The following is a 15,739-nucleotide window of genomic DNA, read 5'->3' as shown; positions in this document are numbered from 1 at the left end:
TGGCCACGGGTTGTACCCCATGCCCCGAGTCGACAATCAGGCCTTCTACCGTCGTGCGATGGCAGACCACGGTGCAACGCCGCAGGGCTTGCACTGGCGCTCGGCCTACACCCAGACGGCACGTTTCGTGGCCCTGGCCCGCTGTCTGCCCGAGGATCTCGGTGGCGCGACCCTGGTGGATGCCGGCTGTGGTTTCGGGGATCTGTACGCATTCTTGTGCGAGCATCGCGGACCACCGGCCGGATATGTGGGCCTGGAGGTCTGTGAGCCGATGATTCAGACGGCACGGGAACGTACGGGATGCGAGATCCGGCTACAGGACGTGCTTCGTGATCCGCTGCCCGAGGCGGACTTCTATGTGTGCAGCGGGGCCATGAATAATCTCACCCGAGAAGAGACCCGATGCTTCATCCAGCGCTGCCACGGTGCCGCGCGGCAGGCCTTCGTATTCAACATACTCAAGGGGAGCCCGGGGCCGTCACGTTTCAACTACTATCTGCCGGACGAGATTCGGGCCCTGGGAGAGACCCTGGGCGCCCGCGTGGAGATCCTCGAGGATTATCTGGACAATGATTTGACCGCTGCCTTTCGCAAGACGTAGCCGGGTCATCAGAGGGCCGATCCGGAGACTCACCCGGGCGTGATTCGCAACAATGCGTTATCCCTTCACAATGATGTAATCTGAGTGTCCTGCTACCTCAGTGCTGGTCCATCGTGTCATCCAAGTCAAATGCAACGCATCCTCCTCTGCCGGTGCCCGGAGCCGCGGCCGCATGCTTTCGTGCGCATCGTGGCGAACTGGTCAATGCGGTGGCCCAGCGCATGGATCACCATCCCCGAATCCAGGCATTGCTGGGGGGGAATCGATTGCGGCTGATGGATACCACCCGGCGCCATCATGCGGCCTTCATGGCTGAAGCCATGGAGGGGGACGATGTCGCATTGGTTGAGCGTACGCTGGCCTGGGTATACGCGACCTATCACAACCAGGGCGTGTCCTTCGATTTTTTCCTGTCCGAGTGGCAAACCTGGCAGCAGGTGATTGCCGAGATTCTGCCTGCAGGGGAGGCGGGAGCGATTCAGCCTGTCTACCAGTGGATGGTGGAACATCATGATGATCTCATCGAGGCCGCCCGCCATTACCAGGCTCGGCGGGTGTCGGTGCGGCCCTGCTGGGAGGAAGACTACCAATACATCGTCGACCAGCTCATTCAGGGAAATACGGTTGGCGTGATCGATCGCTGCCATGGCCTGTTACTGGATGGCATGTCCTACGAGTCCCTTCTCCAAAACCTGTTCTATCCGGCCATGGTGGATGTGGGGGCCCGCTGGGAAGCCGGTCAACTGTCGGTGACCCTGGAGCATCAGACCACGGCCATGGTCTACCGTGTGCTGGCCGCCCTGTATTACGACCAGCCGTTCCCGGAGACCGACCGGGGTCGTGGTCTGGTCTCTCCCGTGTCCAATGAATTCCATGAGATGGGCTCCTGGATGCTGGCCGTGAGCCTGGAACTGGATGGGTGGGATATTACCTTGCTCACCGCTGATACGCCCCCCGAGACCCTGGTGGCTACGGTTCTGGAAGAGCGCCCCCGGTTCGTGGCCTTATCGGTCACGCTGGTGGGTAATGTGGCCGAGGCGCGGGCGACTGTGGCCAGCCTGCGCGAGGCCCTGGGACCGGATGACACCACTCCCATCGTTGTAGGGGGGCAGGCCTTTCGGGAGGCGCCTCAGTTGGCACAATCGGTCAATGCCGATCTCTACCTCGAGAGCGCCATGGCCGCGGTGGACTGGGCTCGAGGATTGGGTGATCCCCCTTGAGACCGGATCTCCGCGATACCCTTCCAGGGCCTGACCTGGCCCGGGCCCTGTATGACTATGTTGTGGACTCGGGGCGTTTCATGGTCCTGGAGGTGAGTCAGGATGCCCGGATCATCTCGGCCAATGGCGCCTTTCGCTCTCGCTATGCGGGGTTCGCGGATGTGCGTGGCGAGCCACTGTCGCGTTTTTTCGCTGACGAGGATGACAGCCCTCTGGACATTGAGCCCGGCCAGGCCCATGAGAAGACGGTGGCGCGGGTCTTGCGGGCCACGGCGGAGGGGGAGCCTTGTCTGTTTCATGCCTATCCTCTGGATGGGCACACCCTGTTGATCGGCGAGGTAGCCGACGCCAGCGATCATGAAGTGGTGGCCCGCATGGGTAACCTCACCCTGGATATGTCCCGTTTGGTGCGTGACCTGAGGCGGGCAAACCGGGATCTGGCCCGGGCCAATCAACTGAACGAAGAACTGGCCCGCACCGACGGCCTCACACGCCTGGCCAACCGGCGTCATTTCCTGGAGCGGCTGGAAGCAGGGGTGGCCCAGGCTCGGAGTCGGCAGCATCGTTTGTCGATCCTGATGATCGACCTGGATCATTTCAAAAATGTGAACGATACCTTTGGTCACGCGGCGGGGGATCGTGTCCTTGTGGCCTTTGCTGATCTGCTGCGCGCTCTGGTTCGGGTGTCGGATTTGCCGGGGCGTCTGGGTGGGGAGGAATTTGGCCTGTATATGCTCGATACGTCGCTGGATGTGGCCATGAAAGTGGGCGAGCGCGTGCGGGCGCGCACCCGGGAGTTGCGGCCCCTGGAGGAGAATTACCTGCCGAGTACCAGCATCGGTGCCGCCGAGTGGCGAGAGGGGGAGGATATGGATGCGCTGATGCAGCGGGCAGATGCGGCCATGTACAAGGCGAAGGCGGGGGGACGTAACCGGGTGGTGGCGGATGGGTAGGGCGGGAGCCTTCCTCTCCCCAGTGGGGAGAGGGGCTTGATATTCACACTGAAGACACCCCGGGATTCCCTTCAACCCCTCGCAGCTTCGGCTCATTCAGTTCGCTGATGGACACCGTTTCGTGGTCCCGTAGATAGTCAGCCACCACATCCCAGATCTTGCGACCGGTGTTGCCCGCGGGCTGTTCCTGCACGCTGGCCCAGCCAGCCACCACGTAACTCTCGTTGGGGGCAATGGGCTTGCCGTTCAGTTCCATATCACCGATGCGCTCGCCAATGGAACGAGTGGGGTCGATGCTGTATTGCAGCCCGCCCACGCGCACCATATCGCCGCCCTGCTGGTAGAACGGGTCCTTGTTGTAGAGATTGTCGGCCACATCCTCCAGGATCTCCTTGATCATGGCGCCGCTCATCTCATTGCGGGTGACGGCCGGATAGGTGAGGCCGGTCTGGTCCATGACGTGTTCGAAGGTGATGGGCATGCCAGGCAGCACCGTGGTGCCCCAGCGGAAGCCCGGTGAGAAGGCGATCTGGGCATCCACCTGCTCCATCAGGGCATCGCAGATGAGTTGATCGAAGGTGCCATTGAAATTCCCGCGTCGGTAGAGCAGGTCCTCGCTGACCGCCAATTCCTCGGAGAGCGCGTCCTTCATGTTGAAGGTCTGGCCATCGTAGGTGACCTCCTGGTCGCGTACCTGTTCGATATAACGGGCCATGTCCGGATCCGGCTCGATCAGATTGGCGAACACCGGCAGCAGACGGTACTGGTAATCGCGGATGCGCCCATCGCGGAAGTCCAGGTCCAGCACTCCCAGGAACTTGCCGTTGGAACCGCCATTGGTGACCAGGCAGGTACCCCCTTCCGGTCCCTTGATCTCCAGGGGAGCGGGGACCGCATCGTGGGTGTGGCCACCCATGATGGCGTCGATGCCATCCACCACCTGGGCCAGCTTGATGTCCACATCCATGCCATTGTGGGACAGCAGGATGACCACCTCGGCCCCGTCGGCGCGAGCGTTATTCACCGTGTCCTGCATCTCTCCATGGCGAATGCCAAAGGACCACTCGGCCACCATATGCCGTGGGTTGGCGATGGGCGTATAGGGGAAGGACTGGCCGATGACGGCCACGTTCACGCCATTCATCTCGCGGATTGTGTAGGGCTTGAAGATGCGGTCGCCCCAGTCCACGTCCACCACATTTTGGGCCAGGAATTCAATGTGGCCAGCAAAGTCGTTTTCCACGATCTCACGTACGCGGTCGGCACCGAAGGTGAATTCCCAGTGGCCGGTCATGATGTTCACTCCCAGTTTGAGCTGGGCATCCACCATGTCCTGGGCATGGGTCCACAGACCGGTGCCTGAGCCGCCTCCCCAGGTGTCCCCGCCGTCCAGCAACAGCGCACCGGGGCGCTGGTCGCGGACCTTCCTGACCAGCGTGGCCAGATGGGCAAAGCCTCCCACGCGACCGTAGTGTTCCGCCAGTTTCACATAGTCCAGGTAGGTGTAGGCATGGGAGAGGAGGCCAGGGTGGTCAATCCCATAGCGTTCCAGCAGGGCCTTGCCGACCAGGTGCGGTGGCCGGCCCTTCATCTCGGCCACTCCCAGGTTGATGTGGGGCTCGCGGAAATAGACAGGCAGCAATTGGCCGTGGCAATCGGTGAAGTGCAGGATCGAAACATTGCCCCTGGCGGGTAGCTCATAAGGGTCGCTGGGATTCTTGCCGGCGGCCCCGAGCCGGGCGCTGGCGGGCAATGAAAAGCCAGCCGCACCGGCGGCGGCCAGGACCTGCAGGAATTCTCGGCGGGACAGATTCATCTAGCTTCCTCCAGACATCATGCGCCGTGGGTCCGGCGTCTTTCCCGTACAAAGAAAAGCCCGGCGGAACCGGGCTTGCTCAAATGGCAGGTATGATTGGTTTTTGTTCCTGCCGTGATCCGCCACCCCTGTGGATGGGCGAATCGCTCCTCTTGGTGGTCGTTCCGTGGGGAACGGATGGCGCGACGTGTTTCAAACCTGGTGTTCTGGTGGCCGGTGAGGCTCGCAAGCCCCCGGCCTTATCAACACCTCATCTCATCTGATCTGCACCTGAGTGCTGTCTGAATCCCCGTTGTTGTCCACCCAGGAGAGTTCCAGGGTGTCACCGGAGGAGGCTCCTTCGAACTGGAAGGACAAATAGGGATTGCGTGAGATGGATGGACCCCAGTTGGCAGTGAGGATCTCACGATCCCGCACTTTTGCTTTGACCTCGGTAATGTAATGGGCTGGTATGGTGTTGCCGCCGCTGTCGGTTCTTTGACCTGTTTCCATGGGGTGGCTGATCAGGGCGCGGACATTGGTCACACCATCACTGAGTTGGGCGCGTACACGAATGCTGGACATGGTGAGTTCTCCTGGTTGGGGCCTGGGGATGTGCGGGCTGGCGAATCAGCCGCCGCAACCACCGATGGTGACCTTGACTTCCCGCGAGCTGCTGTAGAGCTGGCCGTTGGCCTTGAGCACGGCAACAATATCGGAGCTGTCGCCCATCTTGATGCGTGTTGCCACATAGGCCTTGGTCCCTTCACCCAGCTTGTAGCTGGAGGTCAGCGGGTTGTTGTTAGCGGCTGCCAGGATGGCAATGTCCGTCACGCCGGTGAGGCTGGATTCCACGGTAATGGGCACCACGGCTCCGTTTTCCGCCAGTTCCGGGGCGCTGATGGTGATATCCCCCGAGTCGTGGCTGTCCGAGCCCATGACCGATTTGAGGGCGTCACTGACCGACCCGGCCTCGAAACCCTCGCGGGCGCTAGCCAATACGGTGCTGGGGGTGAGCAGGCCGGCGCCTACGGCGACCCCGACGGTGCCCGCTGCCAGGGTGCCCTTGAGAAACACTCGACGCTTGCTGTTCATGTGGTCTCCTCCGGTTACTTCAATGCGGGGCCGTCTCAGGCCCGTTGACAGATCACAATCCACAGCCTACCTAACTAAATCTTTTTTACAAGTGTTTTTTGGTTATATATGTCAAGTCGAATATAAGGTCATGCCGAAGCGGGTGATCAGTCTTCTGTGAAGCGGATGGCGATGTCCCGTTTACTCCGGATTCGGGCCTCCTGGTGCGGAGTGAGGTCCGGCGCCGTCAGGGCCCGATCCAGTTGCCTGACTGCCTCCCGGTACTGTCCATGATGGAAGTAGTATTCCGCCATGCTCTCGTGGCTGATCGCTTGCCGGTTGGCGCGGGTGGCGGCGTCGGCTCGCAGACGCAGCAGTTCCGGAGGGGGGTGATCCGCCTCGAGCAACCGGTCGAGCACCTGGATGGCCTGGTCGTGGTGGCCGGCGTCCAGCAAGGCCTTGGCGTAGGTCTGGGCCACCGGCAGGTAACCGGGATAGATGTCGTGCAGGCGCTCCAGGATGTGAAGCGCTTCGGCATGGTCCGGATTCCGGCCCTCCATGTGGATTTCCGCACGCCCAAGTTCCACGTACAAGGCCAGGCTCTCATTGTCGGCGGTGTCGATCCGGTCCAGGGTGGCCAGGGCCTGGTCCCTCTGCCCCCGTTCGTTTCGGGCCAGGGCATAGCCATAGAGTTGTTCAGGCGAGGGGGCTTCGCTGTCCGTTCGTCGCTCATGCAGATCCATCATCCGTGCGGGGTCCTTTAGCGCCTGGATGCGGGTGCGGATCAGCCGGAATTCCTGGGAGTCGCTGCGGTACTCCCCCTCATACTGGTTGGCTCGGACGCGACTGTCGCTGATGCGGCTGCTGGTGACCGGGTGGGTGCGCAGATATTCAGGGACCGCCTCGGCCAGTCCGCCACTGAGTTGCATCAGTCGCTCGAAAAAGGTGGGCATGGCCTGTGGGTCGAAATCAGTGGCTGCCAGAATGGAGATGCCAATGCGGTCGGCCTCCTGCTCGTTGGCGCGGGTGAAATTGATGCGCGCCTGCGCGCTACCCGCCATGCCGCCCACGATGGCCGCCTGGCCCAACTCCGGTACATAGGCACTGGCGATGATGCCCGCCAGGATGGCCAGGCCCGCGGCCAGGTCGATGCGGGTGCTGCCAGCGTAGGCGCGTGCGATATGTCGCTGGGTGACATGGGCAATTTCGTGGGCCAGCACGGCCGCCAGTTCGGCCTCGTTGCGGGTGGCCTCGATCAGACCGGTGTTCACGCCCACAATGCCCCCAGGCATGGCAAAGGCGTTGATGCCATCGTCTTCCACCACCAGAAAGGTGAAGTTGGGATGCCCATCCGGGGCGCTGGAGACCAGACGCTGACCCACGGCCTCCGCATATCCCAGCAGTTGCGGGTCCTCGCTCAAGGGCAGATTGCGGCGCACCTCCCGCAGCAGCGAGCGACCCAGTTGCTGCTCCTGGGAGGGGGACAGCATGGCCGAAGAGGGGGCTCCGATCTCCGGCAGGGAGACCTGGGCCGGTGCATGCACGGGCCACAGCAGGGTCAGACAGAGCAGGGCGGTGATCAGTCGCGCCCACAGGCGGGAAGCGGGTGCGACCCGCTCCCGGCGCGACGGGGTGGCCCCGCGCGTGGTGTTGCCTACTTGCCCAGTCCCGGGGACGACGAATAGGCGGCCATGGAACTTCGGTTTTCCCATAGTTTCGGCTTTAACATGGCTTCGGGCAGCATGAAGCGTTTCTTGTCGGAGACCGGCACCGTGCGCACCACCCGGGTCACATCCTTATAAGGGATCTTGAACAGCAGGCCGGACTGAGCCCCACCGTCGGTGCGGCGGGCGATCATGTCCTGGTCGAACAACTGGTGGACATACAGGTTGGCGGGTCGGAGTCGGCCATGGGTGTCACGCAGGGTGACGGCATACTGGGTGTCAACGGCAAAGGCTTTCTTGTCCATGGTCTGGGGGTCCTCGGCTGATGTGGCGGGGATGGCCCGGCCCGTTGAACACTACCACGCCTCAGACATCGACGTGGCTCCTTGGTTCAGGAGCGCAATCCCCGGCGGAATTTTCGGAACATCATAATTATATGTTGTCTTAGTATATGCTAATACGGTAACGTGTGTCGCAATTGAGTTGTCGCAAATCAACTCAGGCCGGCCAGCTATAAGTATGATGCTTCAGGGGATAAAAAATCCTTAAGACGCCAAAGCCCCGGAGCCTTGAGCATTCATGCGATGATCTGGCGGCGAAGGCTTTTATACATCACATCAGGGACGTTATCCGCGGTTGCGCCGAAGCCGCTCGTCCCGCGCAAGAGGAGTGATTGAACCATGGCTGATTTCGACCAGGAACTGGATGCCTCCGGACTGAACTGCCCGCTGCCCATTCTGCGCGCCAAGAAGGCCCTGGCCTCCCTGTCCAGCGGTCAGGTGCTGCACATCATCGCCACCGACCCGGGCGCGGTGAAGGACTTCGAGGCCTTCGCCAAGCAGACCGGCAACGAGTTGATGGAGCATAAGGAAGAAGGTGGCAAGTTCTACTTCCTGATGCGCAAGTCCTGACAGGGTTTGCATGGCCGTCGCCCCGCGACGGCCATCTTGCTTGAGAGCCCTTCTTCAAAGGGCCAATGACCTGGCTGTTCAAGCAGGCAATTTTAAGGAGGATGTTGCACATGTCGGAAAAGAAACTCGCCATCATCGCCACCAAGGGGACCCTGGACTGGGCCTACCCCCCGTTCATCCTGGCCTCGACGGCCGCGGCCCTGGGCTACCAGGTACAGGTGTTCTTCACCTTCTACGGCCTCCAGCTGCTGAAGAAAAAGCCCGATCTACAAGTCACCTCGCTGGGCAACCCGGGCATGCCCATGCCCATGCCGATGCCCGTGCTGCTGCAGGCCCTGCCCGGCATGCAGGGCATGATGACCTCGATGATGAAGAAGAAGATGAAGTCCAAGGGCGTGGCCAGTGTGGAAGAGCTGCGGGAGATGTGCCTGGAGGCGGAGGTGAAGATGGTGGCCTGCCAGATGACCGTGGATCTGTTCGACATGTCCCGGGACGACTTCATCGAGGGCATCGATTACGGCGGTGCCGCCACCTTCTTCGAGTTCGCGGGTGACTCGGACATCTGCCTGTATGTGTAACGGCTAGCGAAGTCCGGGAAATGGTCTAAACTTCCTGAACGACTTAAAAGTTGACAGTTTTACTAGGGCATAGATCGATAACGCCCCGCGATATGCAACGAGGTATCCCATGGCAACCTATGCGGAAATGCAGCAGATCTACGATGACATTCGTGGGGACTTCCGTTACGACCACGAACTCAATGGCTGTCTCAACTGCGGTATCTGTACCGCCACCTGCCCTTCGGCCCAGTTCTACGATTACAGCCCCCGGGAGATCGTGCAGTTGCTCTGGACCGAGAATGTGGAGCAGATCTACGACGCCATGCAGGAAAAGATCTGGGCCTGTGCCCAGTGCATGACCTGCGCGGCCCGCTGTCCGTTCAAGAATTCTCCCGGTGGCCTGGTGGCCATCATGCGGGAGGTGGCCATTCAGCACGAGATGCAGTCCGCCAAGGATGTGCTGCGGCCCTTCGGGCGGGTGATGCTCAAGCTGATCACCACCGGCAATCAGCTTTCCCCGGACATGATCCAGCCCGATCATTTCCCCGATTGGGGTCCGAATATTCAAAAGGTGGACGGGGACCTGCGCATCCTGCGCAAGGCCATCCCCATGCAGACCCTGCAGACCACCGATACTGCCTGGGAAGTCTCCCTGAAAACATCCGTAGAGATGTACACCATCTGGGAGATGACCGGGGTGCTCAAGTCGCTTGAGCTGATGGATGAAAACCTGTTCGACGTGATCGAGGATTTCATCGACGAGAAAAGGGAGGAATACGACGAGTGGCTCGAAGAACAGGAAGAAGATTGAGTCCACCTTCGCCTTGCACCACCACATGCCGAGCGTAGAGGAGTGGCACACCCATGACAGCTAAAGACCAGACCCCCGGTGGGCACAACGCCACCGCAGAAGGCACCGGCGCCGGTGCCATGAAACCCGGTTTCCATAATACCGATGGCCAGGGCGTCGCCGGCCACGGATCCTTTTTCCAGCAATCCCGGCTCTCCCGCGAGGAGGCCGTCACGGCCACCGACTGGGTGCGCAAGCACGTGGACCGGCGCACCATCGACCTGGGCGACCGCATGGATGATGTGCGCGAACACATGTACGAGCTGGAGAAGGAAGGCAAGATCCTGATCCACCGCATCGAAGACCAGCACGAGCCCAAGATGGTCAAGACCCTGTTTGGCTGGGACAAGAAGATCCCCACCAAACAGTTGTGGCATCACAAGTCCTGTGGCCAGTGCGGCAACATCCCCGGCTATCCCACCTCATTGTTGTGGTTCATGAACGAGTTCGGCTTCGTGCCGGGCAAGGACTACCTGGACGAGACCGACCAGACCTCCTGCACCGCCTGGAACTACCACGGTTCGGGCATCGGCAATGTGGAGTCCCTGGCGGCGGTGTTCCTGCGCAATTTCCATCAGGCCTACGTATCGGGCCAGGCCCATGGCCACGAGGCCGGGCATTTCTACCCGCTGGTGCACTGCGGCACCTCCTTTGGCAATTACAAGGAGATCCGCAAGTACCTGGTGGAATCACCGGAGCTGCGCGAGAAGGTCACCAAGATCCTGGACAAGCTGGGGCGCCTGGTGGACGGCAAGCTCGTCATCCCCGAGGAGATCATCCACTACTCCGAATGGGTGCACGTGATGCGCAACCGCATCGCCTCGGAACTGCAGAAGATCGATGTGTCCCACATCCGCACCACTGCCCACGTGGCCTGCCACTACTACAAGATGATCCACGAGGATGCCGTCTACGATCCCGAGGTCCTGGGTGGTAACCGCACTGCCATCATCACCTCCATGGCCCAGGCCCTGGGTGCCCAGGTGATCGACTACTCCACCTGGTACGACTGCTGCGGTTTCGGGTTCCGGCACATCATCTCGGAGCGCGAGTTCACCCGCTCGTTCACCATGAACCGCAAGATCCGCGTGGCCCGTGAAGAGGCCAATGCCGATGTCATGCTGGCCAACGATACCGGCTGCGTCACCACCATGGACAAGAACCAGTGGATCGGCAAGGCCCACGAGCAGGACTTCCAGATCCCCATCATGGCCGAGGTGCAGTTCGCCGCCCTGGCCTGCGGCGCCGATCCGCTGAAGATCGTGCAGCTGCAGTGGCATGCCTCGCCCTGCGAGGAGTTGGTGGAAAAGATGGGCATCTCCTGGTCCGAAGCCAAGAAGAACTTCCATGCCTACCTCAAGGAGGTGGAGCAGGGGAACATCGAATATCTCTACAAACCCGAACTGGCTTATGGGGGGTAAGGCATCATGCAGGATACAGTACTGATCGTCGGGTCGGGGCCATCTGGCCTGTCGGCTGCCGCGCAGGTGGCCGGCGCCGGCTACAAGGTGGTGATGGTGGAAAAGGAGGAGACGCTGGGCGGTGCCCCCATCCTCTCCGGTTATGCCAAGCTGGTGCCCTCCGGCGAGTGGGCCAAGGATGCCATCGGTCGCATGGTGAAACGGGTGGAGGACGACAAGGCCGTCACCATCCACAAGGGGACGCGCGTCACCCAACTGGAGGGTGAGCCGGGCAACTTCACCGCCAAGCTGAGCAACAACAAGCAGGTCAAGGCCGGTGCCGTGGTCCTGGCCACCGGCTTCACCCACTTTGATTCCGTCAACAAACCGGAGTGGGGCTTTGGCACCTACCCGGATGTGCTCACCAGCACCCAGATGGAGCAGATGGTGGCGTCCGGCAAGATTGCCTGTCCCTCGGATGGACGCGTGCCCGAGCGGGTGGCCATCCTGCTGTGCGTGGGTTCCCGGGATCGGCAGATCGGGCGCGAGTGGTGTTCCAAGATCTGCTGCACGGTCTCGGCCAACCTGGCCATCGAGATCAAGGAAATGTCCCCCGAGACCGACGTGTTCATTTACTACATGGACATCCGTACTTTCGGACTCTACGAGGACCGCTTCTACTGGAAATCCCAGGAGGAGTTCAAGACCAAGTTCGTCAAGGCCCGTATCGCCGAGGTGACCGCCTCGGGGGATGGCCGCCTGCTGGTGAAGGGGGAGGACACTCTGGTCAAGCGACCCATCGTCATTCCCTTCGATATGGTGGTGCACGCCATTGGCATGGATCCCAACCAGGACAACCCGGAGATCTCCAAGGTCTTCGGGGTGGAGCTGGAGAAACATGGTTTCCTGCAAAAGGGTGAGCAATACACCAACACCTGCGGCACCTCCCGGCCCGGCGTCTATTCCTGCGGCGCGGCCTATGGACCCGAGACCATCGACGATTCCATCGCCCAGGGGGCGGCGGCTGGCGGCCGTGCCGTGATGGATCTGGCGGCTCTGGTCCGCAAGGCGGGTTGAGGCGGCCATGGACAAGCCCATCCGGCCCGCCTCGCTGAAGGTCCGTCTGGAGCCGCGTATTGCCGCCAGCAAGCTGGAGCAACTGCTGGAGGACATGAAGGAGCGCGGTGGTGTGGAGACCTATCTGGAGGCCCTGCGCAGCAAACATCAGGTCTTCACCGCGGCCTTGCCGGAGCAGCGGCCCGCGGCGTTGAGGGCGGATGTGACCAGCGTGTTGCTGGAATGCGTCTTCCCGGCCCGGCGCAAGCTCACCGGTCCCATGCAGACCCTCTCACCGGAGGCCTTTTCGGAGGCCATCCTGGGGCTGTTGTACGGGCGGGGGGATCTGCTGAGCCGGATGCGCGCCTTTTGTGAGCGCATCCCCACCCAGACCCGCAAGGAATCGGGGGCGGCCTGGGATCTGGCGGCGGAACTGCTGCATTTCCGTCACCCGGAGACCATCCCGTTGATGACCCGCTGGGTGTGGGATACGCAGACCATGAGTGGTGCGGTGCGCGAGTTCGTGGCCGGCAATGAAGGCATGAATGTCCTGCCTCTGGACGTGACACCCGAGCATCAGGAAGCGGTGCGCAGCTGGTTTGTGGAGCACCTCACCGCCAGCGGCTTCTATCGGGATCTGCCCTTTGTCACCGATCTCATCCTGGCGCGGGCCTATTCGGATTACGTGCGATCCATCTCCGGCGGTCTGGGGATTCTGCAGGGCGAATTTGGGGCCAAGCAGGACCCGATGGAGCTGGTGGTCAAACTGTTGGGTATCGATGCCCGACGCGGCGAGCGTCACGCCGCCGCGTCGCGTACATGGCATTAGCCGGCCCGTATCGAACCCGGTCAAAGCGAGTTTCGGAGAACAGCATGGCGATACACGAGAAATCCCTCATCGAGCCCGAGCGCCTGCTCCACCACGATGAACTGGTGGTGGATGGAGTGGACGTGTCCGGGCATTGGAACACGATGATCACGCCGCGAACCCTCACTGATTACGATGATGATTTCGAGGCGAAGATCCAGGCCATCCCCGGTGGCGAGAATGTGCATCGCTGCTGGCAATGCGGGTCGTGCACCAACTCCTGCACCATGTACGCCCAGAACGTGCAGTTCAATCCCCGCTACTGGATCTATGCGGTGCGCCTGGGGCTCAAGGAAGAGATCATCAAGGACAAGGACATCGTCTGGCAGTGCGTGTCCTGCAACAAGTGCACGAACATCTGTCCCAAGGACGTGAAGCCCGAAGGGGTGATGAAGGCCCTGGCCCACTGGATGGAAGAGGAGGGCATCACCGACAAGACACCCTCCACCATTTTTGACGAGGAATTCACCGAGCAGATCTATCACCGGGGTCGCATCGAGGACAGCCACGTGCTCATGGGCTTCTACCAGAAGACCGGCCAGTCCATGTTCCAGAACTGGTTGCGGGTGTTCGGCCTGCGCCTTGCCCGGCATCTGCCGGTGGGCCTGGGGCTCAAGTTCGGGCGCAATGTGCTCATCAAGCCCCGCACCAAATCCTGGGGCCGTACCGGCGAAGTGCTCCAGCAATACGTGCGTGAACAGAAGGAGGCCGCCCATGGCTAAGGTTGCATACTATCCCGGTTGCGCGCTGGAAGGCTCCGGCGGCCCCTATGACAAGTCCACCCGGGTGCTGGTCAACTCCCTGGGTCTGGAGATGGAAAACCTGCGAGACTACAACTGCTGCGGCGCCATGGAGGTGAAGAACGTCCACCCCATGCTGCAGACCTACCTCTCGGCCCGCAACCTGGCCATCGCCACCGAGCAGATGGGCCTGGATACGGTCATGGCCCCCTGCAATGGCTGCTATCACAACCTCAAGAAGGCCGAGTTCGAGACGGCCACCTCCGAAGAGGTGATGCAGACCATCCAGGACCTGGCCCGCAAGTCCGATGACCCCGTCTACACCGGCGACGTGCGCACCCTGCACCTGCTGGAGTGGCTGATGGAGGAACTGGGCCCCGAAGGCATCAAGCAGAAATTCACCAAGAGCCTCAACGGTATCAAGATCGCCAACTACTACGGCTGCATGTACACCCGGCCCCGGCAGATCTTCCCGGAGAAAGACCAGGGCCCGGGCTCCGAGTCCAGCTACAAGCCCCATTTCATGGACGACCTGCTGGAGGCTGCCGGCGGCGTGAACGTGGACTACCCTCTGAAGACCGCCTGCTGCGGCGGTGCCCATACCCTGTCGGATTCCGACACCTCCACCCAGCTGGTGCTCAACCTGCTGCAGGCGGCGGAAGACTGTGGCGCCGAGGTGATCGCCACCGAATGCCCCACCTGTCATTCGGGGCTGGAGATGCACCAGGTGCGGGCCGAGACCGAATTCGGCATCAAGACCAACGTGAAAATCCTCTACTTCACCCAGCTGCTGGGGTTGGCCATGGGGCTGTCGCCGCGCAAGCTGGGGATTCACGAAAACGTGAGCGACTCCATTGGATTCCTCAAGGATCGGGGGGTATTCTGATCCGCATGGACTGCAATGGCTGCGAATTCAAACCGGAGCTGTATTACGACGCGGAGTACCAGATCTGGCTGCGTCTGGAAGAGGACGACACCCTCACCGTGGGCATGACCGACCTCTCCCAGGCCATTGCCGGTCACATTCTCCATGTGCGCGTGCGTCGCCCCGGCACACGGCGGCCACCGGGTAAACCGGTGGCCACCATCGAGAGCGGCAAATGGGCCGGTCCCATCCCCAATTTCATGGACTGCACCATCATCGAGGCCAACGAGGCCGTGATGGAGCAGCCCGATCTGCTTAACCAGGACCCTTACGGGGCCTGGGTGGCGCGGGTGGAAGTGGAGGGCGGCGGCGCCAGCGTGCTGCAGGATTACCTCACCGGGGATGCCGCCTACGAGGGCTACTGCGAACGGGCCCGGCGCGATGACATCCACTGTCATCGGGACTGACGGGGCACACGGTGAACACACAGCCGGATTATCTGGACGGGGAAGAACAGACGGTGGTGCTGGTGATGACCAGCGGCCCCAGTACGCCGGCCCGCTGTGCCACCCCGTTCTATCTGGGGTCGGTGCTGGCCGCCATGGATGCGGATGTGCATCTGTTCTTCACCATGGAAGGGGTCAAGCTCATGCAAAAGGGTGTGGCCGAGGGCTTGCAAGCCATGGAGGGGGGCAAGTACCTGATCGATTTCATCCGGGATGCCAAGCGCGCGGGGGTGACACTGCACGTGTGTGACCCGGCGCTGCCGGGCTACGGCCTGGATCCGGCCACCGATCTCATCGACGAGGTGGATCATGTGGCCCGGGCCAGCGACCTGGGGGACCTCATGCTGCGGGGGGACAAGGTCCTCTCCTTCTAACGCTCATGCATCACGGTGGTGAGTCACCCCAGATGATGAAAGATAGGCTATAAGCCCCTCTCCCCCCTGGGGAGAGGGGTTGGGGTGAGGGGCGAGGGCCAGCACAGTGCCCGCCTCGCCCCCTCATCCCCAGCCCTTCTCCCCCGAGGGGGAGAAGGGAGTTTGAAGCCCCTCTCCCCTCGGGGAGAGGGGTGGGGGTGAGGGGGAAGGACCGGCACAGTGCCTATCCCGGGGGGGGGCCCCCCCCCCCCCCCCCCCCCCGGGGGGGGGGGGGGGGGGGGGGGGGGGGGGGGGGGGGGTGG

General features: G+C 61.9%; 18 protein-coding genes. 13 read left to right on the top strand and 5 right to left on the bottom strand.

Features of this window, described 5'->3' with window-relative positions:
- Nucleotides 1-19: 19 nt before the first annotated feature.
- The 3 genes from LPW29_RS06950 (at nt 20) to LPW29_RS06940 (ending at nt 2,774) form a co-directional block, all read left to right on the top strand.
- Nucleotides 20-601, top strand: coding sequence for a class I SAM-dependent methyltransferase (locus LPW29_RS06950; protein ID WP_238627411.1), 582 nt, complete (start codon nt 20-22; stop codon nt 599-601).
- Nucleotides 602-714: 113 nt separating this feature from the next.
- Nucleotides 715-1,821, top strand: coding sequence for a cobalamin B12-binding domain-containing protein (locus tag LPW29_RS06945; RefSeq protein ID WP_238627410.1), 1,107 nt, complete (start codon nt 715-717; stop codon nt 1,819-1,821).
- Nucleotides 1,818-2,774, top strand: a complete 957-nt coding sequence (locus tag LPW29_RS06940; RefSeq protein WP_238627409.1) for a GGDEF domain-containing protein — start codon at nt 1,818-1,820, stop codon at nt 2,772-2,774. Before LPW29_RS06945 ends, LPW29_RS06940 begins: the two co-directional genes overlap by 4 nt.
- A gap of 43 nt (nt 2,775-2,817) precedes the next feature.
- Here LPW29_RS06940 and soxB read toward each other — a convergent pair whose 3' ends face one another.
- The 5 genes from soxB to LPW29_RS06915 form a co-directional block, all read right to left on the bottom strand.
- Nucleotides 2,818-4,590, bottom strand: coding sequence for a thiosulfohydrolase SoxB (soxB, locus tag LPW29_RS06935; protein WP_238627408.1), 1,773 nt, complete (start codon nt 4,588-4,590; stop codon nt 2,818-2,820).
- Between the two features lie 255 nt (nt 4,591-4,845).
- Entirely contained in the window at nt 4,846-5,154 is a 309-nt protein-coding gene (gene soxZ / locus LPW29_RS06930) for a thiosulfate oxidation carrier complex protein SoxZ (RefSeq protein ID WP_090251046.1), read from the bottom strand.
- A 45-nt stretch (nt 5,155-5,199) separates the two neighbouring features.
- On the bottom strand, nt 5,200-5,664 hold the full coding sequence (gene soxY / locus LPW29_RS06925) for a thiosulfate oxidation carrier protein SoxY (RefSeq protein WP_090251049.1): 465 nt from the start codon (nt 5,662-5,664) through the stop codon (nt 5,200-5,202).
- A gap of 146 nt (nt 5,665-5,810) precedes the next feature.
- On the bottom strand, nt 5,811-7,355 hold the full coding sequence (locus tag LPW29_RS06920; protein WP_238627407.1) for a M48 family metalloprotease: 1,545 nt from the start codon (nt 7,353-7,355) through the stop codon (nt 5,811-5,813).
- Nucleotides 7,298-7,612, bottom strand: coding sequence for a hypothetical protein (locus LPW29_RS06915; RefSeq protein ID WP_090251052.1), 315 nt, complete (start codon nt 7,610-7,612; stop codon nt 7,298-7,300). The genes LPW29_RS06920 and LPW29_RS06915 overlap by 58 nt, the downstream gene beginning before the upstream one ends.
- A gap of 375 nt (nt 7,613-7,987) precedes the next feature.
- Between LPW29_RS06915 and LPW29_RS06910 the strand changes: the two genes are divergently transcribed.
- From LPW29_RS06910 to LPW29_RS06865, 10 genes are all read left to right on the top strand, one after another.
- A complete protein-coding gene (locus LPW29_RS06910; protein ID WP_025282116.1) occupies nt 7,988-8,218 on the top strand; it encodes a sulfurtransferase TusA family protein in 231 nt (76 codons plus the stop codon).
- Between the two features lie 110 nt (nt 8,219-8,328).
- Nucleotides 8,329-8,796 carry a sulfur carrier protein DsrE2 gene (dsrE2, locus tag LPW29_RS06905; RefSeq protein ID WP_238627406.1) on the top strand — a complete coding sequence of 156 codons (468 nt, stop codon included), beginning with the start codon at nt 8,329-8,331 and terminating at the stop codon, nt 8,794-8,796.
- A 127-nt stretch (nt 8,797-8,923) separates the two neighbouring features.
- Complete coding sequence (locus LPW29_RS06900) at nt 8,924-9,589, top strand: 4Fe-4S dicluster domain-containing protein (protein WP_090251194.1); 666 nt, start codon at nt 8,924-8,926, stop codon at nt 9,587-9,589.
- 53 nt (nt 9,590-9,642) lie between these two features.
- Nucleotides 9,643-11,049 carry a heterodisulfide reductase-related iron-sulfur binding cluster gene (locus LPW29_RS06895; protein ID WP_238627405.1) on the top strand — a complete coding sequence of 469 codons (1,407 nt, stop codon included), beginning with the start codon at nt 9,643-9,645 and terminating at the stop codon, nt 11,047-11,049.
- Nucleotides 11,050-11,055: 6 nt separating this feature from the next.
- Nucleotides 11,056-12,105 carry a CoB--CoM heterodisulfide reductase iron-sulfur subunit A family protein gene (locus LPW29_RS06890; RefSeq protein ID WP_238627404.1) on the top strand — a complete coding sequence of 350 codons (1,050 nt, stop codon included), beginning with the start codon at nt 11,056-11,058 and terminating at the stop codon, nt 12,103-12,105.
- Between the two features lie 7 nt (nt 12,106-12,112).
- The gene (locus tag LPW29_RS06885; RefSeq protein ID WP_238627403.1) at nt 12,113-12,913 is read left to right on the top strand and encodes a hypothetical protein; all 801 of its coding nucleotides are present in this window, start codon (nt 12,113-12,115) and stop codon (nt 12,911-12,913) included.
- A 44-nt stretch (nt 12,914-12,957) separates the two neighbouring features.
- Nucleotides 12,958-13,674 carry a 4Fe-4S dicluster domain-containing protein gene (locus tag LPW29_RS06880; RefSeq protein WP_238627402.1) on the top strand — a complete coding sequence of 239 codons (717 nt, stop codon included), beginning with the start codon at nt 12,958-12,960 and terminating at the stop codon, nt 13,672-13,674.
- Nucleotides 13,667-14,578, top strand: a complete 912-nt coding sequence (locus tag LPW29_RS06875; protein ID WP_238627401.1) for a CoB--CoM heterodisulfide reductase iron-sulfur subunit B family protein — start codon at nt 13,667-13,669, stop codon at nt 14,576-14,578. The genes LPW29_RS06880 and LPW29_RS06875 overlap by 8 nt, the downstream gene beginning before the upstream one ends.
- A 5-nt stretch (nt 14,579-14,583) precedes the next feature.
- On the top strand, nt 14,584-15,024 hold the full coding sequence (locus LPW29_RS06870; RefSeq protein ID WP_238627400.1) for a glycine cleavage system protein H: 441 nt from the start codon (nt 14,584-14,586) through the stop codon (nt 15,022-15,024).
- A 65-nt stretch (nt 15,025-15,089) separates the two neighbouring features.
- Nucleotides 15,090-15,437, top strand: coding sequence for a DsrE family protein (locus LPW29_RS06865; protein WP_084306756.1), 348 nt, complete (start codon nt 15,090-15,092; stop codon nt 15,435-15,437).
- Nucleotides 15,438-15,739: the final 302 nt, after the last annotated feature.

The organism is Ectothiorhodospira sp. 9100 (assembly GCF_022227565.1).
Lineage (GTDB): Bacteria > Pseudomonadota > Gammaproteobacteria > Ectothiorhodospirales > Ectothiorhodospiraceae > Ectothiorhodospira > Ectothiorhodospira marina.
Note: the sequence above shows the minus strand (reverse complement) of the source record. Positions and strands in the feature narration are given on the sequence as shown.